The sequence below is a fragment of the Sphingomonas sp. GC_Shp_5 genome (assembly GCF_026540855.1).
In the GTDB taxonomy this organism is placed as follows: Bacteria; Pseudomonadota; Alphaproteobacteria; order Sphingomonadales; family Sphingomonadaceae; genus Sphingomonas.
On record NZ_JALNUP010000014.1, the window covers coordinates 1 to 19,507 of the forward strand.

General features: G+C 66.8%; 21 protein-coding genes and 1 other annotated feature. Of the genes, 15 read left to right on the forward strand and 6 right to left on the reverse strand.

Annotated elements, in window-relative coordinates:
* Positions 1–203: 203 nt before the first annotated feature.
* From OXR60_RS12055 to OXR60_RS12080, 6 genes are all read left to right on the forward strand, one after another.
* Positions 204–785, forward strand: a complete 582-nt coding sequence (locus OXR60_RS12055) for a CvpA family protein (RefSeq protein WP_267396159.1) — start codon at positions 204–206, stop codon at positions 783–785.
* A complete protein-coding gene (locus OXR60_RS12060; protein WP_267396160.1) occupies positions 782–1,231 on the forward strand; it encodes an iron-sulfur cluster assembly scaffold protein in 450 nt (149 codons plus the stop codon). The genes OXR60_RS12055 and OXR60_RS12060 overlap by 4 nt, the downstream gene beginning before the upstream one ends.
* Entirely contained in the window at positions 1,224–2,987 is a 1,764-nt protein-coding gene (locus tag OXR60_RS12065) for a cation:proton antiporter (protein ID WP_267396161.1), read from the forward strand. Before OXR60_RS12060 ends, OXR60_RS12065 begins: the two co-directional genes overlap by 8 nt.
* Positions 2,984–3,310 (forward strand): DUF423 domain-containing protein, encoded by a 327-nt coding sequence (locus tag OXR60_RS12070; protein WP_267396162.1) that lies wholly within the window; start codon positions 2,984–2,986, stop codon positions 3,308–3,310. Before OXR60_RS12065 ends, OXR60_RS12070 begins: the two co-directional genes overlap by 4 nt.
* Positions 3,311–3,386: 76 nt before the next feature.
* Positions 3,387–3,442 (forward strand) — a sequence feature (sul1 is cis-regulatory element that is thought to sense ions involved in sulfur or methionine metabolism; They are found in Alphaproteobacteria).
* Positions 3,443–3,512: 70 nt separating this feature from the next.
* Entirely contained in the window at positions 3,513–4,985 is a 1,473-nt protein-coding gene (locus tag OXR60_RS12075) for a SulP family inorganic anion transporter (RefSeq protein ID WP_267396266.1), read from the forward strand.
* A gap of 249 nt (positions 4,986–5,234) precedes the next feature.
* Positions 5,235–8,081: a TonB-dependent receptor gene (locus tag OXR60_RS12080; protein ID WP_267396163.1), complete on the forward strand. Its 2,847-nt coding sequence runs from the start codon at positions 5,235–5,237 to the stop codon at positions 8,079–8,081.
* A gap of 78 nt (positions 8,082–8,159) precedes the next feature.
* Here OXR60_RS12080 and aroB read toward each other — a convergent pair whose 3' ends face one another.
* Together aroB and OXR60_RS12090 are read right to left on the reverse strand one after the other, a co-directional pair.
* The gene (gene aroB, locus OXR60_RS12085; RefSeq protein ID WP_267396164.1) at positions 8,160–9,260 is read right to left on the reverse strand and encodes a 3-dehydroquinate synthase; all 1,101 of its coding nucleotides are present in this window, start codon (positions 9,258–9,260) and stop codon (positions 8,160–8,162) included.
* A complete protein-coding gene (locus OXR60_RS12090) occupies positions 9,257–9,823 on the reverse strand; it encodes a shikimate kinase (protein ID WP_267396165.1) in 567 nt (188 codons plus the stop codon). The genes aroB and OXR60_RS12090 overlap by 4 nt, the downstream gene beginning before the upstream one ends.
* Positions 9,824–9,894: 71 nt before the next feature.
* Between OXR60_RS12090 and OXR60_RS12095 the strand changes: the two genes are divergently transcribed.
* The 4 genes from OXR60_RS12095 to OXR60_RS12110 all read left to right on the forward strand — a co-directional run bounded on the left by OXR60_RS12095 (position 9,895) and on the right by OXR60_RS12110 (position 13,820).
* A complete protein-coding gene (locus OXR60_RS12095) occupies positions 9,895–10,029 on the forward strand; it encodes a hypothetical protein (protein WP_267396166.1) in 135 nt (44 codons plus the stop codon).
* Positions 10,013–11,818 carry a hypothetical protein gene (locus tag OXR60_RS12100; protein ID WP_267396167.1) on the forward strand — a complete coding sequence of 602 codons (1,806 nt, stop codon included), beginning with the start codon at positions 10,013–10,015 and terminating at the stop codon, positions 11,816–11,818. The genes OXR60_RS12095 and OXR60_RS12100 overlap by 17 nt, the downstream gene beginning before the upstream one ends.
* A gap of 130 nt (positions 11,819–11,948) precedes the next feature.
* Entirely contained in the window at positions 11,949–12,863 is a 915-nt protein-coding gene (locus OXR60_RS12105; RefSeq protein WP_267396168.1) for a tyrosine recombinase, read from the forward strand.
* Positions 12,864–12,872: 9 nt separating this feature from the next.
* Positions 12,873–13,820: an acetyl-CoA carboxylase carboxyltransferase subunit alpha gene (locus OXR60_RS12110; RefSeq protein ID WP_267396169.1), complete on the forward strand. Its 948-nt coding sequence runs from the start codon at positions 12,873–12,875 to the stop codon at positions 13,818–13,820.
* 118 nt (positions 13,821–13,938) lie between these two features.
* On the opposite strand, the gene OXR60_RS12115 is transcribed toward OXR60_RS12110, so the two are convergent.
* On the reverse strand, positions 13,939–14,106 hold the full coding sequence (locus OXR60_RS12115; protein ID WP_267396170.1) for a Flp family type IVb pilin: 168 nt from the start codon (positions 14,104–14,106) through the stop codon (positions 13,939–13,941).
* Between the two features lie 117 nt (positions 14,107–14,223).
* Positions 14,224–14,424: a Flp family type IVb pilin gene (locus tag OXR60_RS12120; protein ID WP_267396171.1), complete on the reverse strand. Its 201-nt coding sequence runs from the start codon at positions 14,422–14,424 to the stop codon at positions 14,224–14,226.
* Between the two features lie 31 nt (positions 14,425–14,455).
* Between OXR60_RS12120 and OXR60_RS12125 the strand changes: the two genes are divergently transcribed.
* From OXR60_RS12125 to OXR60_RS12145, 5 genes are all read left to right on the forward strand, one after another.
* Positions 14,456–14,884, forward strand: a complete 429-nt coding sequence (locus tag OXR60_RS12125) for a (deoxy)nucleoside triphosphate pyrophosphohydrolase (RefSeq protein WP_276046567.1) — start codon at positions 14,456–14,458, stop codon at positions 14,882–14,884.
* A 156-nt stretch (positions 14,885–15,040) separates the two neighbouring features.
* Positions 15,041–15,289, forward strand: coding sequence for a hypothetical protein (locus OXR60_RS12130; RefSeq protein WP_267396172.1), 249 nt, complete (start codon positions 15,041–15,043; stop codon positions 15,287–15,289).
* Positions 15,290–15,763: 474 nt separating this feature from the next.
* Positions 15,764–16,213 carry a zinc-finger-containing protein gene (locus tag OXR60_RS12135; RefSeq protein ID WP_267396173.1) on the forward strand — a complete coding sequence of 150 codons (450 nt, stop codon included), beginning with the start codon at positions 15,764–15,766 and terminating at the stop codon, positions 16,211–16,213.
* Positions 16,214–16,397: 184 nt separating this feature from the next.
* On the forward strand, positions 16,398–17,258 hold the full coding sequence (locus tag OXR60_RS12140; protein WP_267396174.1) for a hypothetical protein: 861 nt from the start codon (positions 16,398–16,400) through the stop codon (positions 17,256–17,258).
* Between the two features lie 68 nt (positions 17,259–17,326).
* A complete protein-coding gene (locus OXR60_RS12145; RefSeq protein ID WP_267396175.1) occupies positions 17,327–17,860 on the forward strand; it encodes a hypothetical protein in 534 nt (177 codons plus the stop codon).
* 23 nt (positions 17,861–17,883) lie between these two features.
* On the opposite strand, the gene OXR60_RS12150 is transcribed toward OXR60_RS12145, so the two are convergent.
* Both OXR60_RS12150 and OXR60_RS12155 read right to left on the reverse strand, forming a co-directional pair.
* Positions 17,884–18,336 (reverse strand): hypothetical protein, encoded by a 453-nt coding sequence (locus tag OXR60_RS12150; protein ID WP_267396176.1) that lies wholly within the window; start codon positions 18,334–18,336, stop codon positions 17,884–17,886.
* A 426-nt stretch (positions 18,337–18,762) separates the two neighbouring features.
* Complete coding sequence (locus OXR60_RS12155; RefSeq protein ID WP_267396177.1) at positions 18,763–19,218, reverse strand: hypothetical protein; 456 nt, start codon at positions 19,216–19,218, stop codon at positions 18,763–18,765.
* Between the last annotated feature and the right edge of the window lie 289 nt (positions 19,219–19,507).

Below are 19,507 nucleotides of genomic sequence, written 5' to 3' on the forward strand. Positions count from 1 at the left end.
CTCCATCGTCACCCCAGCGCAAGCTGGGGTCTTTGTGGGGCCGGGCGACGACCGCGCCACGAGGAGACCCCAGCTTGCGCTGGGGTGACGCAATGGTGCGCGAGGGTGACCGTAGGCGTCAGCGGGCAGCCCGGTCGGGATTCCTCCCGTACCCCCGTAACCCCACCCTAGCGATCCGGCGCGCGGGCCCCTATCAAGATCCCATGGGGCTTACCGCATTGGACATGATCGTGCTGATCGGCGTTGCGGCCGCGGCGTTGCTCGGGTTGAAGCGCGGCTTCGTCACCGAGGTGCTGTCGCTGTTCGCCTGGGTGGCGATCGTGGCGATGCTGAAGCTGTTCCACGTGCCGCTCGCGGCGATGCTGAGCCGCAGCATCGGCACCGTCTCGGGCGCGGCGGTGGCGGCGTTCGCGATCATCGCCGGCGTCACCTATCTCGGCGGCCGGCTGGTCGCGACCGCGATCGGCAACCGGACGCGGACCTCGGTGCTGGGGCCGGTCGACCGCGCGCTGGGGTTCGGCTTCGGCGCCCTCAAGGGCCTGATCCTCGCGAGCCTCGCCTTTCTGCTGACGACGCTGGTGATCGACACGGTCGGCGGCGGCCCGTCGCGGCGGCCGGCGTGGATGACCGCGTCGCGCACCTATCCGTTGCTCAACGCGACCAGCGCCAGCATCGCCGATTTCGTCGACCGCCGCCGCCGCGGGCTGCCGGTGTTCGGCAGCCGCACGCCATCCGCCGCCCAACCCGCCGCCACCACCGTAGGCAACGAGAGCGACCCGTCATGACCGCGCCTTTGTACAATGCCGAGATCCTGCGGCTCGCCGCCTCGATTCCCCACCACGAGCGGCTGCCGGCGCCGATGGCAAGCGCCGAGCGGCGCTCGCCGATCTGCGGCAGCCGGGTGACGGTGGACGTCATCGTCAACGCGGCGGGGCGGGTGAGCGACGTCGGGCTGCTGGTGCGCGCCTGTGCGCTCGGCCAGGCATCGTCGTCGCTGCTCGCCGCGCATGTGCTCGGCCGCACACCCGAGGAGCTCGCTGCAGCGCGCGACGGGCTGACCGCCTGGCTGGCGCGCGAGGGCGCGGCGCCGGACTGGCCGGGGATGGACGTGTTCGCGCCGGCGCTCGATTATACCGCGCGCCACCCCTCGATCCGGCTCGCGTTCGAGGCCGCTGCCGAGGCGGCCGCGACCGCGCGTGCCACCGCCGACGGAGCGCCCGCGCATGCATGATGCCGCACCGGGATCGATGCTGCGCGACGGCATGGTGCTGCTCGGCGCCGGGCTGTTCTTCGTGCTGCTGTTCCGCCGGCTGGGGCTCGGCGCGACGCTGGGCTATCTGGTCGCGGGCGCGGTGGTCGGGCCGCACGTGCTCGGGCTGGTTGGCGATGCCGAGAGCAAGATGGGGATCGCCGAACTCGGCATCACCCTGCTGCTGTTCCTGGTCGGGCTCGAGCTCAACCCGTCGCGGCTGTGGCGGATGAAGCATGAGATCTTCGGGCTCGGGCTGATCCAGGTGACGCTGTGCGGGGTGGCGCTGACCGCGGTGGTGTGGCTGTTCGGGCGGTTCTCTCTGCCCGCGGCGCTCGCGCTGGGGCTGCCGCTGGCGCTGTCGTCGACCGCGCAGGTGCTGCCGATGCTGCAATCGGCGGGGCGGCTGCGCACGCCGTTTGGCGAGCGCGCCTTCTCAATCCTGCTGTTCCAGGACCTGTCGATCGTGCCGCTGATCACGATCGTCGCGGCGCTGAGCCGCAACCCGGCGGATGCCAACGCGCCGCCCGGCTGGCTGCTCGCGATCTACACGCTGATCGCGGTCGGCGGGCTGATCCTCGCCGGGCGCTTCCTGCTGCGGCCGCTGTTCCGGCTGATCGGCAATCTCGGCGAGCGCGAGATGTTCGTGTTCGCCGGGCTGTTCACGGTGATCGCGAGCGCGGCGGTGATGGAGGCGCTCGGCCTGTCGACCGCCTTGGGCGCGTTTATCGCCGGGGTGATGCTCGCCGACAGCCCGTATCGCCACGAGCTCGAGGCGGATGTCGAGCCGTTCCGCTCGATCCTGCTCGGGCTGTTCTTCCTCGCGGTCGGCATGCTGCTCGACCTCAACGCCATCGCCGAGCGGCCGGTGTTCGTGATCGCGATGGCGCTGGCGCTGATCGCCACCAAGACGGCGGTGATCTCTGCGATCGGCATGGGCTTCAAGATGACCTGGCGCAGCGCGCTGGCGCTGGGGCTGCTGCTCAGCCAGGGCGGCGAGTTCGGCTTCGTGCTGTTCGCCCAGGCGCAGGCGGGCTATCTGGTGGCGCCCGAGGCGGTCAGCCTGTTTACCGCGATCATCACCGTGTCGATGGCGACGACGCCGTTCCTGATGGGGATCACCCGCCGCTTTCGCGAGGAGCCGGTGGCCAAGGACCAGCAGCGCGACGGGCCGACCGCGGACGGCGCCAATGCGATCATCGTCGGCTACGGCCGGTTCGGCCAGACGGTGGGGCAGATGCTCAGCATGCAGGACATTCCGGTGACGCTGATCGACACCGACATCGAGATGATCGACATCGCCGGCGAGTTCGGCGCCAAGGTCTATTATGGCGACGGCACCCGGCTCGATTTGCTGCGCCAGGCGGGCGCCGCCGATGCCGAGATGATCTGCTTCTGCATGGATGGCGACCAGATCCAGCCCGACACGCTGGAAGGTGTGCACGAGGCCTTCCCCAAGGCGGCGATCTACGTGCGCGCGTTCGACCGGCGGGCGCTGGTCAAGCTCAAGAAGGGATCCGCCGATTACGTGGTGCGCGAGGTGCTCGAATCGGCGGTGAAGATGGGGCGGGTGGCGCTGCAGGGGCTCGGCGTCTCGACCGCCGACATCGACCGCGCCGAAAGCTCGTACCGCGCGCGCGACAAGGAACGGCTGCGCATCCAGATCGAGGCGGGCGACATCCGTGCCGCGCGCTCGCTCGTCGCGGCGCAGCAGCCCTGGGGCAATGAGCCGCGATGATCGTCGCGATCCTGGCGGCGCTGTCCGGCGCGCTCGCGGTGGCGGCAGGGGCGTTCGGCGCGCATGGCGCGCACGGCGAGGCCGCCGAATGGCTCAAGACCGGCGGCCATTACCAGTTGATCCACGCGGTCGCGGCGCTGGTCGCAGTGCGGATGGAGGCGCGCGGGCCGGCGTGGCTGTTCGTGGTCGGTGGCGCCCTGTTTGCCGGGACGCTGTACCTGATGGCGATCGGTGCGCCGCGCTGGTTCGGCGCGATCACGCCGATCGGCGGCGCGCTGCTGATCGGCGGCTGGCTGTGGCTGGCGTGGCGTCTGCGCGGCTAGGCTGCCGTCACCGCCGACCTGGCTCGGCCCGGCGGTTTGCATCGATCGTGGTCGCGGGGTAAGGCGCGGTCATTCGCTTGGACCCGGTGAAATTCCGGGTGGCTATTCCGGCCGCCGATCCGCCGGATAACGCAACGCCCCTGCATCTCACACGCGCACCGCCCGGCGGCGCGCGCGGCGGCTCATGCGGACTTTCTCGATCATGACCTTCTCCTTTTCCCGCTATCGCGGCCAATGGTATGCCGGCCCTGCCGCCGCCCGCGGCGACGTGCTCGCCGGCATGGTCGGCACCTTCGCATTGATCCCCGAGGTGATCGCCTTCTCGTTCGTTGCCGGGATCGATCCCGAAGTCGGCCTGTTCGCCTCGTTCGTGATCGGCATCGTGATCGCCTTCACCGGCGGCCGACCGGCGATGATCTCGGGCGCGGCAGGATCGGTGGCGCTGGTCGCCGCGGCGCTGGTCCATGCCCATGGCCTGCCGTATCTGCTCGCGGCGACCCTGCTCGCCGGGCTGTTCCAGGTCGGCTTCGGCCTCGCCAAGCTCGACGTGCTGATGCGCTTCGTGTCGCGATCGGTGCGCACCGGTTTCGTCAACGCGCTGGCGATCCTGATCTTCTCGGCGCAGGTGCCGCAGATGCTCGGCGTCAGCTGGCACACCTATGCGATGATCGCGCTGGGTCTGGCGATCATCTATCTGGTGCCGCGCGTCACCAAGGCGATCCCCTCGCCGCTGATCTGCATCGTGGTGCTCACCGCGATCAGCATCTGGGTGCCGATGCCGCTGCGCACCGTCGCCGATCTCGGCCGGCTGCCGGCGTCGCTGCCGCACCTCGGCTGGCCGGGCGTGCCGCTGGACTGGGCGACGCTCGCGATCGTCGCGCCCTATGCGCTGGCGATGGCCGCGGTCGGCCTGCTCGAATCGATGATGACCGCGAGCGTAGTCGACGAGCTCACCGAGACCACCAGCCCCAAGGCGCAGGAATGCACCGGGCTCGGCCTCGCCAACATCGCCGCCGGCCTGTTCGGCGGCATCGCCGGCTGCGGGATGATCGGCCAGACGGTGGGCAACGTCCGCTATGGCGGGCGCGGGCGGCTGTCGACGCTGGTGGCGGGCGTGTTCCTGCTGGTGGTGATGGTGCCGCTGCGCCACTGGGTGGCGCAGGTGCCGGTGGCGGCATTGGTCGCAATCATGATCATGGTCTCGGCGAGTACCTTTGCTTGGGGCTCGCTGCGCGACCTCGGTCGGCATCCCAAGGTGTCGGGTGCGGTGATGCTGGCGACGGTGGCGGTGACGGTGGCGACGCACGACCTTGCCGCCGGCGTTGGCGTCGGCGTGCTGCTGAGCGGCGTATTCTTCGCGTTCAAGGTGACGCGGATGATGGACGTCGCGATCGGCTATGACGCGGCGGGCGATACCCGGATCTATACGGTGACCGGGCAGGTGTTCTTCGCCAGCGCCGAGATCTTCGCCGATCGCTTCGATCTGCGCGACAGCGCGCGCGCCGTGCGCATCGATCTGCGCGCCGCGCATTTGTGGGACATTACCGCGGTCGGCGCGCTGGAAGACGTGGTGGCGGCGATGCGCCGGCACGGCATCGTCGTCGAGGTGGTGGGCATGAACGAGGCGAGCGCGATCCTGGTCGATCGGCATGCGCCGCTGGTAACGGCGGGGTAGAAGCAGAGGCTGGCGGGTCTCCAGCCGTAGATATTCCTACTCGCACCGCCCGCCGCCGAGGCACCAAGCGACCGGGATTGTTGCCAATTAAACGCGGTTCGACACAATTCGGATATGTCGGACAAAATCGTGTTGCGACACGGACACAATCATTTTAGCAGGAGCCCGTTAGCCGCCAGACGACAATCGCGGCAATGAAGGGGAGAGGGTATGAAAGCGAAGGCACTTCTGTGCGCGTCCGTGGCGACCATGACCATGGCATTGGCGGGATTGACGCCGGCAACTGCACAGACGACGGATCAGGTGGCCACCAGCGCGAGCGATGTGCAGGCGACCGGGCAGGAGTTGCCCAAGCCGACCACCGCTTCCGACCAGAGTGCCGATCCGGCGACGCCGCAGCCTTCGACCCAGGAAAGCCCCACCGAAAGCGGCGGCGACATCATCGTCACCGGGCTTCGCCGCAGCCTCGAATCGGCACAGACGATCAAGCGCACCTCCGACGGCATCGTCGACGCGATCGTCGCCGAGGATATCGGCAAGCTGCCGGATACCTTCGCGTCGTCGGCGCTGCAGCGTGTTGCCGGCGTCGCCGTGACCCGCGGTGGCGGCGAGTCGGCGGGTGTCACCGTGCGCGGCCTGCCCGATCTCACCACCACCTATAATGGCCGGCAGATCTTCACTGCCGAAGGGCGCTACGTCCAGATCCAGGATTTCCCCGCCGGTACGGTTGCCGCGCTGGAGGTGTATAAGTCGGGCCTCGCCAACCAGATCGAGGGTGGCATCGCCGGCGAGATCAACGTGCGCGGCCGTCGACCGTTCGATTTCAACGGCTTCGAGCTGTCCGGCTCGCTGAACGGCGTGCTCTCGCAACAGTCCGAGAAGATCGTGCCCAACGGCAACCTGCTGATCAGCGATCGCTGGAACACCGGCATCGGCGAAATGGGGCTGCTGCTCAATGCGTCCTATGTCGGCATCAACTTCATGGATTCCTCGCGCGAGCAGTCGGTGGTGATCGCCACGACCAATACGCCCAATGCGGATGGCACGGTGGGGAACAGCGCGCCGGGTGCCGCGGCTGGTCTCCGCTTCCCCGACGCGCAGGGCAATTTCCTCGGCTATGGCGCGCGCTATCGGCCGTCTGCCAACGCCGCCTTCCAGTGGAAGCCAACCTCCAACCTGGAGATCTACGCCGACGGCCTGTACCAGGGCTTCCGGTCGAAGGATTACAACCGCTGGATGTTCATCCCGAACTTCGGCGCGATCACGCTGACGGACGTGACCACCATCCCGGGCACCAACCAGATCGCCAGCGCGGTCGTGAGCGGCGCGGTGCGACCCGACGGCTATACCGGTTCGTTCAACGGCAAGACCGACACCTACCAGGGGGGCGCCGGCGCCAACTGGACCAAGGACCGGCTGCAGATCTCGGCCGACGTTGCCTATACGGACAGCACCTACACCGCCAATCTGGTCAACGTCGACTATGCCACGCGCGGCGTGCCGAGCCACTTCTCGAACTTCGACGTGTCGGCAGATCAGGATGGCGGGCCGTCGCAGACCTTCCTCAACTATAACATCGCCGATCCGGCCAATTTCGTCGCTCGTGGTCTCTACCAGGAACTGACGGTGGTGAGCGGCAAGGACTGGCAGGCGCGCACCGACCTTTCCTACGACCTCGACCTCGGCTTCCTGAAGCGGCTGCAGCTCGGCGTTCGCTATGACGATCGTGACGCTGCGCGCGATTTCGGCAGCATCTACAACAATGTCGCGGTTCCCGGCGTCAACGGGGCGCCGAACATCCTGTTCGAAGACCAGGGCATACCGCTGACCTCGCTGCCGGGGGCGGACGTGCGGGCCACCCTGCCTGGCTTCACCTTCAACAATGCACAGCCGAACGTTGCCTATGCGGCGCTGACCCGCGACAGCATCCGCGACAATCTGGCCGCGTTGCGCACCTTCTTCAGGGAGCCGGCAGGGACCGTCGCCTTCGATCCGCTGCAGCGCTTCCGGGCGAACGAAAAGTCCTATGCCGCCTATGCACAGCTGAAATACGGCTTCGATCTCGGCGGCATCACCATCGACGGGCTGGCCGGCCTGCGGGCGGTGAAGACCAAGACCCGCGTCGATGCCACGTCGAGCATCGACGGCGTGATCGCCCCGAGCACGGCCAAGAACGATTATACCGATTATCTGCCAAACGGCAGCGCGCGGATCGCGTTCACCGACAAGCTGCAGCTGCGGCTTGCCTATACGAAGACGCGGACCCGGCCGAACTTCATCGATCTGCGGCCCAACCTGACGCTGGGGACCCCACCGACGTTCCCGGAGGGTAGCCCCTGTCTCGATCCGACGAGTTCGACCTACAACAGCCGCAACTGCGCGCGGGGCGGATCAGAAGGCAATCCCGATCTGAAGCCGCTGACCTCGAACAACTACGACGTCAGCCTGGAATATTACTTCTCGCGTACGGGTTCGTTCACGGCGGCGGTCTTCCGCCACGACGTGAAGGGCTTCCTGGCCACGGTCAACAATGTCTACCGCGATCCGACCTATGGACTGGTTGCGGTCGACCAGCCGGTCAATCTCGGTCGCACCCGTCTGCAGGGCGCGGAAGTGCAGTTCACGAGCTTCCTCGACATCAACGGCCTGCCCGAATGGGCGAAGGGGTTTGGCGTCCAGGCCAACGGCACCTTCATCGATGCCAAGGGCGATCTCCAGCCCAACTTCGGCGCCACCTACGACAACCAGCAGCAGCGCTTCCCCGGCGTGTCGAAATGGGCGTACAACGTGATCGCCCTGTACGAGAAGCCACGCTTCTCGGCGCGGCTCGCCTATAATTACCGCTCTGATTTCGTGTCCTATTATTCGCTGGAGACGTTCGACCCGATCGCGCATCCGACGATTGAAAAGGGTCGTGGGCAGCTCGACTTCTCGACGACGATGACCCCGCTGCCCAACATCACGCTGGCCTTCGACATCGTCAATCTGCTCGGCAACCCGATCCAGCGTGACCGCCAGTATGACGACGGCAATTATCGCCGCCAAGTGCTGTATATCGAGCGGGCCTATTCGCTCGGCGTGCGCTTCCGGTTCTGACCGGGGCCATCACGGCTACCGTCGCGCCCGCTCGTCATCCCGGATTTTTGCTGGGATGACGGGCGGTGTGGGCTGTGTTCAGCGCAGTTGCGCGTCGAGGAACTGCTCGACCACCGCGAGGTCGACAGTCTTGTCGAGATAGGTCTCGCCGATACCGCGGGCGAGGAGGAAGGGCAGGGTGCCCGCCGCCATCTTCTTGTCGTGGCGCATGTGTTCGACGAGGCGGGCGCCCGACGCGGCGATGCCGGCGGCGGCGAGGCCGTCGGGTAGCCCGACGTGGCGCCAATGAGCGGCGACGCGGCCGGCGTCCTGGCCGGTGCAGATGCCCTGGTTGGCGGAGAAGGCGAAGGCCAGCGCACAGCCGGCGGCGACGCCCTCGCCGTGGATCAGCGCTGACGAGAAACCGGCCTCGGCCTCGAGCGCATGGCCGAAGGTGTGGCCGAGGTTGAGCAATGCGCGGATGCCGTTGGTCTCATGCTCGTCGGCGGCGACGATCCGCGCCTTGGCGGCGACGGCATGGGTGATGGCCTGTTCGCGCGCCGGCAGGTCGCCGGCGAGGAGCTTGGCACCATTCGCCTCGCACCACTCGAAGAAGGCGCGGTCGTCGATCAGGCCGTATTTGACCACCTCGGCATAGCCCGCGCGCAGCTCGCGGGGTGGCAGCGTCTCGAGCACCAAAGGGTCGATCAGCACCAGCGCGGGCTGATGGAAGGCGCCGATCAGATTCTTGCCGGCGCGGGTGTTGATCGCGGTCTTGCCGCCGACCGAGCTGTCGACCTGGGCGAGCAGCGTGGTGGGGATCTGGACGAAGCGGCAGCCGCGCTTGAGGATCGCGCAGGCGAAGCCGACGAGGTCGCCGATCACGCCGCCGCCGAGCGCGATCACATGGTCGCCGCGCTCGATGCCGAGCGCGAGCAGCGCGTCGCACAGCGCCTCGAGCTGCGCCCAGCTCTTGGTCTTCTCGCCCGGCGGCAGCACGATCGCCTCGCTGGCGACCCCGGCGGCGTCGAGCGATGCCTGAAGGGTGGCGAGATGGGGACGGACATGCTCGTCGGTGACGATCGCCATTCGCCGGCCGCGCGCGAGCGGGGCGAGATGGTCGGCGGCGCGGGCGAGCAGGCCCGCCTCGATGTGGATCGGGTAGCTGCGCGCGCCGAGCGACACGGTAATGGTGGTCATGCGGGGGGCGCCTTGGGTGCGATGGCCTTGAGGATGGCCTGCACGGTCGATTCGTGCGGGCCCTTGTTGCTGATGATGTGGATATGCGCCTCGGCGTAGATCGGGTTGCGGACCGCGGCGAGCTCGGCGAGCACCTGGCGCGGGTTGCGGCCGCGCAGCAGCGGCCGGGTGTCGCGGCGGCCGACGCGCTCGGCGAGCACGTCGGGGTGGGCGTTAAGCCAGATCGCGGTGGCTTCGGCGAGGATCAGCGCGCGGGTCTCATCGTTGATGAACGCGCCGCCGCCGGTGGCGATGACCTTGGGGCGGCCGTCGACCAGCCGGGCGATGACGCGACGCTCGCCGTCGCGGAAATAGGGCTCGCCGAACCGTTCGAAGATCTCGGGGATGCTCATCCCCGCGGCTTCCTCGATGGCGTGGTCGGCGTCGACGAACGGCAGGCGCAGCCGGCTGGCGAGGCGGCGGCCGACCGTGGACTTGCCGACGCCCATCAGCCCTACCAGCACGATCGGGCGTGCGGGTAGACCGTCGGGCCCGACCGGCCGGGGGTTGGCGCTTTGCAACATGGCTCAGCGCGCTATACAGCGGGCAACCGCCGGGCAACAGGCTCCGGCGGCGTCAGTTCACAAGGTTTGGTATGTCACGCTTCGCGATCTCGGTCATCGTCCTCGTCGTGGTGGTAGTGGGCGGGCTGTTCCTGCTGGCTGGCCGGGCCAGCGAGCGGCCGCAGACCCATGTCGAGAAGGCCGTGACGCTTGCGAATCTCAGCTAGCGCGCGCGCCGGCGTCGCGCTGCTGGCGCTGGTTGCCGCGGGCGCCGTCGCCGGGCTGCCGGCCTTTGGCCAGGACAAGCCGCAGTCGATCCTGCCGCCCGGCTTCGGCGAGCCTGCCGCGCCGCCCGCGCCGATGCCGCGACCGACGGGCAATGCCCCGGCACCGGTAGCGACGCCCGTCGTGCCGCCGCTCGCGACGGTGCAGCCGCTGCCCTTCCCCACGCCCAGTGCGACGCCATCGCCGACACCGACGCCCGCGGCGATCGATCCCGCGGTGCTCGCGCAATATGAGATGCCTGTCTCGGCGCGGCGCTCGCTCGACCTGGTCGGGCCGGCCGGGCCGCGCGAGGGCACGCTGGCGGCGGATGCGTTCGGTGATGCCGATGGGCGGTATCTCGAAGGGCTGATGCGGCGCACCGCGGCGCCGCTGCCGTCGCGCTGGCTGTCGATCCTGCTGCGGCGGACGCTGGCGGCGCAGGTGCAGACGCCGACCAACCTCAACGGCGCCGACTTCGCCGCCGAGCGCGCCTGGCTGTTGCTGCGGATGGGCGAGGCGGTGGCGGCCCGCGCGGTGGTTCAGAGCGTCGACAACGCCCATTATACGCCCAAGCTCTACCAGGTGGCGATGAACACCGCGCTTGCGACCGGGGACCCGGCCGAGCTGTGCCCGCTCGCCGACGCGGGTCTCGCCACGACGCATGAGCGCGGCTGGACGATGGCGCAGGCGATCTGTGCCGGGCTGGTCGGCGAGCCGGCGCGCGCCAAGGCGCTGCTGACCGCGGCGCGGCGGCGCAACATCGCCACCGGCGTCGACCTGCAGCTGACCCAGAAGGTGGTCGGCGCCGGACCCAACGGCGCCCAGGCGGTGACGATTGAATGGGCCGGGGTGGACCGGCTGAGCGCGTGGCGGTTCGGCCTCGCCACCGCGACCGGGGTGGCGATCCCCGACGAGTTGCTGGCCTCGTCCGGCGCGCAGACCCGCTATTGGTATGCGCTGTCGCCGAGCATCCGGCTCGCCGACCGGCTGAGTTCGGCGGAAGCGGCCGCGGCGCAGGGCGTGTTGTCGTCGGCGGCGCTGGTCGATGCCTATGGCGCGGTCGATGCCGGCGACGACATGCCGAGCCAGGCGGCCGCGGCGGCGAACGACCTGCAGGCGGCCTATGTCGCGCCAACCTACGATGGGCGGGTAACGGCGATGCGGCAATTGTGGGGCGCGACCAGTGCCGATCCCGCTTATGCGCGGCTGGTGCTGACCGCGGGCGCCGCCGGGCGCCTGCCGGCACGCACGGGTGTCAACGATGCCGGCTGGTTGGTCGCATCGATGCTGTCGGCCGGGTTCGACCGCAGCGCGGCGCGCTGGTTGGACGCGGTGCCCGAAGGCAGCGACGCCTGGGCGATGATCCTGCTCGCCGATCCCGATCGTGACGCGCGGCGCAGCTATCGCGACCTTTCCACCTATGCCGGCCACGGCGATGCCGCGTTCAAGCAGCGGCTGTTCTTTGCGGGGCTTGCGGGGCTAGGGCGATTGTCGCCCGACGATGTCGAGCGGGCAGCCCAGGCGCTCGACGTGCGGGTCGGCGCCACCAACCGCTGGACCGAGGCGCTCGACCGCGCCGTCGCTGCCAACCAGCCGGGCACGGTGGTGCTGCTCGCGGCGATCGGCATGCAGACCTCGTCGTGGAAGGGGGTCGCGCCGGCGATGCTCTACCGGATCGTCAGCGCGCTGCGCGGCGTCGGGCTCGATGGCGAAGCGCGGATGATCGCCGCCGAGGCGATTGCGCGCGGCTGACGCGCCGAACCAACTATGCCGTTCGCCCTGAGCCTGTCGAAGCACATTGAGACTCATGCCCTTCGACAGGCTCAGGGCGAACGGATGGGGGCGGAAGAGTGACATGGCAAGGGAAGCGGGGGGCGGCGACATGTCGACGGATCGCGCGCTGATCGAACGGTTCCTCGAGATGCTGACCGCCGAGGCCGGTGCGGCAGCGAACACCGTCGCCGCCTATCGCAGCGACCTCGCCTTGGCCTCGGCCGCGATCGACGGCGGGCTCGCGACGGCGGATACCGCGGCCTTGCAGACGCTGGCGGCGGAGTGGATGCCGCTGGCGCGCTCGACGGTGGCGCGCAAGTCGGCGGCGCTGCGCCGGTTCTTCGCCTTCCTCGCCGACGAGGGGCTGCGTGCCGATGATCCGGGCGCAGCGCTGCCGCGGCCGGGCACTGGGCGGTCGCTGCCCAAGGTGCTGAGCCATGCCGATGTCGACCGGCTGTTCGCGGTGATTGCCGAGCGCACCGGTGCGGTGCATCCCCTCCCCAACGACCTCAGGCTGTCGGCGCTGATCGAGCTGCTCTACGGATCGGGACTGCGCGCCACCGAGCTGGTCAGCCTGCCGCGCAACGCGGTGGCGCCGGACCGGCCGTTCCTGATCCTCAAGGGCAAGGGCGGGCGCGAGCGGCTGGTGCCGATCTCCGACCGCGCCCGCGCCGCGGTGGCGGTGTGGCGCGATCATGTCGCCGCTGACCGCGCCTGGCTGTTCCCCTCGGGCAAGGGGCATCTGTCGCGGATCCGATTGTACCAGCTCGTCAAGGCCCTGGCGGCGGAGGCGGGCATCCCGCCCGACCGGGTCAGCCCGCACGTGCTGCGCCATGCCTTTGCGACCCATCTGCTCGAGGGCGGCGCGGACCTGCGTGCGTTGCAATCGATGCTCGGCCATGCCGATATCGCCACCACCGAGATCTACACCCATGTCGACGCCAGCCGGCTGGTGGAGCTGGTCAATACCCGCCACCCCCTTGCCGATGCGCCGCTCGTTGACGTAGCCGCGCGGCCCGCTTAACCGCCGCTCATGGTAAGTTTCCTCGACTTCGAGAAGCCGATCGCCGAGCTGCAGGGGCGGATCGACGAACTCCGCGACACCGCCGCCGATGGCGAGGTGGACCTCGCCGCCGACATCGCCCGGCTCCAGGCAAAGTCCGACAAGCTGCTCAAGGATACGTTCGCCAAGCTGACGCCCTGGCAGAAGACGCAGGTCGCGCGCCACGCCGAGCGGCCTCACTTCAAGGAATATGCCGCCGGGCTGTTCGACGAGTTCGTGCCGCTGGCGGGCGATCGCGCCTTTGCCGACGACCAGGCGATCATGGGCGGCTTTGCCACCTTCCGCGGCCGCAAGGTGATGGCAATCGGCCATGAGAAGGGCGACGACACCGCGAGCCGGCTGCGGCACAATTTCGGCATGGGCAAGCCCGAGGGCTATCGCAAGGCGATCCGGCTGGTCGAGCTCGCCGACCGGTTCGGGCTGCCGGTGGTGACGCTGATCGACACGATGGGGGCGTTCCCGGGCATCCAGGCCGAGGAGCGAGGCCAGGCCGAGGCGATCGCGCGCTCCACCGAGGCGTGCCTCAACGCCGGGGTGCCGGTGATCGCCGCGATCGTCGGCGAGGGCGGCTCGGGCGGCGCGGTGGCGCTCGCCGCGGGCAATCGCGTGCTGATGTTCGAGCATGCGATCTATTCGGTGATCAGCCCCGAGGGCTGCGCGTCGATCCTGTGGCGTACCGCCGACAAGGCCGCCGACGCCGCCGAGGCGATGCGCGTCACCGCGCAGGACCTCAAATCGTTCGGGGTGATCGACACCATCGTCACCGAGCCGCTCGGCGGGGCGCACCGCGCGCCCAATGTGGCGATCGCGAGCCTGGGCGATGCGATCGAGGAGGCGCTGGCGGCGCTCGACGGCATGGACGCCAAGGCGCTGCGGCAGAGCCGGCGCGAGAAGTTCCTGGCGATGGGGCGGCTGTAGGCGCTCGAGACCTCAGCCTGCGCTGAGACGACCACTGAAGTGCGGCGAGTACCCACAACGAAAGGGCGGCGGCACCGTGGTGCCGCCGCCCTCGTGTTCGTTCGAGGTAACCGGCTGCTTAGGTAGCCGACATGTTGCTCGAGACGTTGTTGAAGGTGGTCTTGAGCTTGTTGCCCAGGCCCTGCATGGCGGCGATGGCGGCCACGGCGATCAGCGCGGCGATCAGGCCGTACTCGATTGCGGTCGCGCCCTTGGAGTTCTTGATGAACTTGCGAATGTTCTGCATTCCGGTCTCCATATTCAAAAGCTTCAGTCACCCGGCTGAACCGGGGTTACCGGACCAGCAACCGTTCACTACGTGTTCGAGGTTGCCAAAGGTTTAAGGTCTCGGCGGATTTTACGGTCAGCTGGCCTGATCGACTTTGGTGCTGACGTTGTTCCACATGCCGATCGTGGTACCGGCCAGGTTCTTCAGCGCGACGATCATCGCGATCACGATCATCGCGACGATCAGCCCATATTCGATCGCCGTCGCGCCGCGGTTGTCGCGCAACACGCGCGGCAGGCGGGAGCGCAGTTGCTGGAAGGTGCGGCGGCATGGCATGCGGGCTGATTACCGGAGGAGTGCTTAATGAATGGCTGACACGGCTGTCATGTTCGCGACCCTGCTGCCGGTGGTCGCCGCGGCGCTGATCGACGACGAGGGCCGCGTGCTGCTCCAGCGCCGCCCCGACGGCAAGGAACTGGCCGGCCTGTGGGAGTTCCCCGGAGGCAAGATCGAGCCCGGCGAACGGCCCGAGGCGGCGCTGGTGCGCGAACTCGGCGAGGAGCTTGGCATTGTTGTCGATGTGGCCGACCTCACCCCGGTCGCCTTCGCCAGCGCCGATCTCGGGCGCCGGCACCTGCTGCTGCTGCTTTATGCCGTTTCCACGTGGCGGGGCGTCCCGCAGGCGCTGGAAGCGAGCGAGCTGTGCTGGGCGCGACCCGAGGATATGGCGGGGCTCGCGATGCCGCCGGCCGACGTGCCACTGGTCGAGGCGTTGCTGCGACGGAAAATGGGGTGAGCGTCCACTGATGTCGCACTAACTATGATCATTAAACCAAATGATAAATGTATTTTCGCGTTACATTTCGTCGTGATCAGTACACGGTTCGTCGCAGTGCTATAGTAAATCGTCAGTGAAGGGCATGCACTGAGCACTCACAAGAGGAGGCGCATCATGATTGCCAAATCCCTATTGGCGCTAGCCGCTGCCGCGCTGGTGGCGGCACCAGTTGTGGCGGCACCGGCAAACCCGGCTGCCAGCCTGTCGGTCGCGAAATCGGCGCGGATCGGTACTCCGACGGCCAAGAAGAACAATCTTGCCGGTGGGGGCTTCATCATCGCGGCGATCGCAGTCGTGGCGGTGATCGCCGGCGTAATCATCATCGCCGACAGCGATGACAACGACGATTCGGACAGCAACTGAGCGTTTTACTCGGCGAGCCACCGTCCCCGACCCAAGATGCCGGCGGCTCGCCGTGGATTTGTGCTGTCCTGCGCGCCCGAAAAGAGGGCGGTGCCCTTAGTCGATCTAAGCGCTGCACGCTTTGCGCCATTGCTGCGGCGATCCGACGGGCGCGGTGCTGGACTGCTTGCGCTTTCCGGCAAGGCCACATTTCGTGCCGCGCGACGGCCCTTGGCGGCAGCCCCATGAGGAATTTACCTCGGCGGCCACGCGGGTGGTTGACCGGCCGGGAAAAACCTCCCATCAGCCGCCCTCCCACGCTCCTGAGGCCCGATGGCGGAGTGGTGACGCAGAGGACTGCAAAGCCTCCTCGACCCCAGCAAAACAGCCGATAGTTTGCAGTATTCGCGGTTCGTTCCACCCACGGTTTTCCGCGGGTTTTCGGGCCCACTGCAAACTTGAACAGGCGCTTTTCTCGCCGAGTCGCGGTGTCGCATGAGCGCCGACATTGCGGTCGACCCGCGCGACTTCACGCCGGAGGCGCTCGCCTCCATCGCGCCAGCGTGCGCTGACTGTTCCGACGGCCAGGTGACGATGGTGGGCGGCTCTGCCGTCTACCCACACCGGCCCGATCTCGCGGACAAATGGCTCTGGCGATGCAGCTGTGGTGCTTACTGCGGCGTCCATCCCGGCACCCTCAAAGCGCTTGGCTCACCAGCTGGACCGGTGACGCGCCGCGCGCGCTCGGCCGCGCACGCTGCGTTCGATCCGCTGTGGGAAAAGCGGCAGCGCCTGTCCGGCCTCAGCAAGGGCCATGCCCGCGGGAAGGGGTACAAATGGCTAGCTGCTCAACTCGGGGTTGAGCCGAAGAACTGCCACATCGGGATGATGGACGCTGCTACGGCGCGGCGGGTCGTCGAGATCTGCCGGAGGGCCGAGGCATGATGCACGCCCCGATCACCCCGAAGCCCAGCTTCGCACGCGCCGTCGCTGGCGGCATTGTTCGCCGGATCGGCTGGTTGCTCCGCGGCGCGCCAAAGCACGAGCACTGGCCCCATGCCTTGCAAGGCTCCGGCCCCGGCGCCCGCTGGCGCCGGTGCTTCGAGTGCGGCCACATGGAGGTCGAGTGATGACCCTCTACAAGCAAGACGCCTTGGATCTAGCTGCCTTGGAGGACCAGGTCGCCGCCAACATCAAAGCGCAGTTTGGCGGTGGCTTGGTCGAGCAGAACAGCGTCCTCTACCATGCGATGCGGACCTGTTCTCTGCGGGCGCTGGCGCTCACCACGATCGCGGCGACCCTCGACAATGCACCGGCGACGTCGACTCCCACGCCGAGCCCGACACCAAGCCCCAGTCCCACGCCTACGCCGACACCATCGCAGACGAAGATGCCAGCGCCGTCGACCTCAACCGCGTGGACGGCGACCGGGCGTGTCTGCAAAATCAACTGTGACCAAGATAGCCCAGGCAATCCGGTGCCGAGCTGGAACGAATGGTTTCACAACCAGCAGACCAGCTCGACGGTGCTGCGTGATGGCGATCAGAACAAGGCGTTGCCCTGGGTCATCCAGCCGCGCACCGGCAATCTGTCAGATGCCAACGGTTATGGGCAGCTGCCCGATCCCACCAGCAGCGGGAACGCGCCGTATCAGGTGATCCAGTCCAACCACACCAACCTTGCTGGCTATCCGATCAACGACGCCATCGCCGGTTTCGAGCCAAGTTACGCCTTTGATTTCGAGTTTTACGGCAGCAGGCAGCAAGACGGCAGCTACACGCAATTTGATGTCGGCGACCCGGGCAACGTCGTTGCCTCTCAGTTTCTCGATGTCGGCCGCAACACGAACCGCAAGCTGGTATTTCCCAAGCTACGATGCGCCCCGAACGGCCAGATCTACTGGAGCTGGTACGATGTGGCCGTGAACGGCGTTCAGAGCGGGCACGCCTGTATGGCAGCTGTGCTGATCAGAGAATACGCGCCAGCATGAGGGCCCGCTGTATACAACAAAACCTTAATCTCTCTTGCGTAGTAACCGCTGAAACAGGCCGGATCGATATGGCTTTTGGTGGAGAGGGCATCGGGCGGTTGGCGCCTGGATTTCGCAACCGCGAACTGCGGCAGCGCGTTGCTTTGTCTGTTCGCATCCGCGTGGCTGACGTTTGGTCGGATGCAACTATCCTGAATTGGTCGTCGCGCGGCTTGATGCTGCGATCGAGTGTTTCGCCAAGCCCCAGAAGCTATGTTGAGATCCGCCGCGGCTTGGCGACACCCATCATCGGAAAGGTTGTCTGGGCTGCAGATGCTCAATTCGGCGTACGGACGCAGGACAGGGTCTACATCCAGGAGCTCACCAGCTGCGCGCCGGCGCGGGCGCCTCATGGTAAAGTTGAAGCACTCGGGGACCGTCGCGCCGTCCCGCGAAAGCGCACGCGCTCCGTTCAGCAGCAGCTCGAGCATAGCGCGCATATGTCAGCAATCATCCAGTTCGTGGTCATTGTGGCCTTTGGTGCTGGATGCGCGCTGTTGGCGGAGAGAACTATCGTAATGGCGCTGGCTAAGCCCCTCCAAACCGTCAGCGATCATCTATAAGCATCTACCTGGATGCCTTCCGGTCAACCGCCATTCAGAAGGCGATCTATCCCAACCTGCTCGATCTGAAGATGCTTCAGCAATTGGTCCGTGACAGCAATGACGTCGGCCTTGAACATCGGCCACACCACACCAGGATCGGAATGCTGCCACCGCGCATGGAACGCAGAGAAGCATTCACCCATGAGAATGCACTCGACCTTCAGGCCCCGGGCCGCCTGGGAGCGGCGTGAACACACAAATGCGGGGTCAAAGAGCATCCGATGCTTAAATAGCTGGTATTCGCCCAGCAGGTCTGCCGCCTGCAGCCGATAGGTTCCCAGCAACGCTACCTCGTCAGTCCGGTCTTGCTCCACCAAATCGCGCGAGCGGCTTATCAAAATTAGCGCTCGGGCTACGTAAGATGCAGTTTCGGCTCGGAGCTTGGGAGCGCCCTCATAGGAGAAGGCTGGCACAATCTCGACCGGATTTAACATCGCCTGTTGATAGGTTGCTGCTAGTTAAAGGGTGGTTGCGATTTGCATGAAATAGCGTTCATAATCAACTCATTAGACTCCGAGCAGGACACCGTCTAACTGCACGGGGGCGAGGGGGACATTGAAGACGACGCCGGCACGACCACCTCCAGTCCAGACAGCTCGCCCTGATCGCCTCAGCGGGCCGCAGGTTAGCGTAACCAACTGTCCTACAGTCACCGTGCCATCCAGGTGAACCAGCGCTCCTGAAAGCGAGATGTTCAGCACGTGGGCTTTCCGTTGCACACGATCTATTTCGAGCTGACATGGCTGGAACACTTTGTGTCGTCGATCGCGTTCTGCCGCGAACCCATTGATCTCAGTCACAGATCACATCTCCCAAAGATCGAACGAGTTAGAACCAATGACTGATCTACTGGTTCTGGATCAGGATAAGGCGTTGCTCGTCACTTGATCCTGGCGAGCAGCGGTGAAAAGTCGCTGAGCAACCGGGAAAAGAAAGCCTTCTTCGAGGCGAACTAGCTTCTCAATGGTTCCGAGTAGCTTCCGAGTTGATTGAACGTATCCGTTCCAATTCTCCGAGATTGCGCGGCGGTTCCAGGCCCCGATGTGCTGTGAATAAGCTGTCCGGGCCAGCTGAATTTCCTCTGCAAGAAACGCGAAATTGGGTATGCTGCCTGTGAGGCCGCGTTGCCGTAAGGGCTCGTAGAGCACCTGATTCTCGGTGATGAGATGGGTCTGGATCAAGCCGGCCAAGCGCATGCGCACCTGTGCTACGGCTGGAAGTTCGTTCGGTGTCGCATTCGCGAGAAGTTGGTCGAGATCACGTGCGGTGTTTAGGATCTCTGCGTGCTGGCGCTTGAGAAGCGCGAAATCTGACATGGAAGGTCTGCATCCGTAGAAGAGGCGGTACCGGGTTTGGCAGCTGAAGACGACCTAAGGGCCATTCGTTAACGCTTCCATGCCGGGACTACGGCGCCACATTAAGGCGATAGCGGCCAGTTTAGGCGGAGAGCCAGGATCCTTCTTGCCGGGAGGGATACCAACGCCTCCCTGCGCGTCCAGCGAGCTGATGTCGTATCATCCCGAACCCCGTCCCTTTCGACGTTGGACTTCCAACGATGATCTTCAACTACAGGAGGTGATCACCAACGGGCTGAAGGTACCCGCG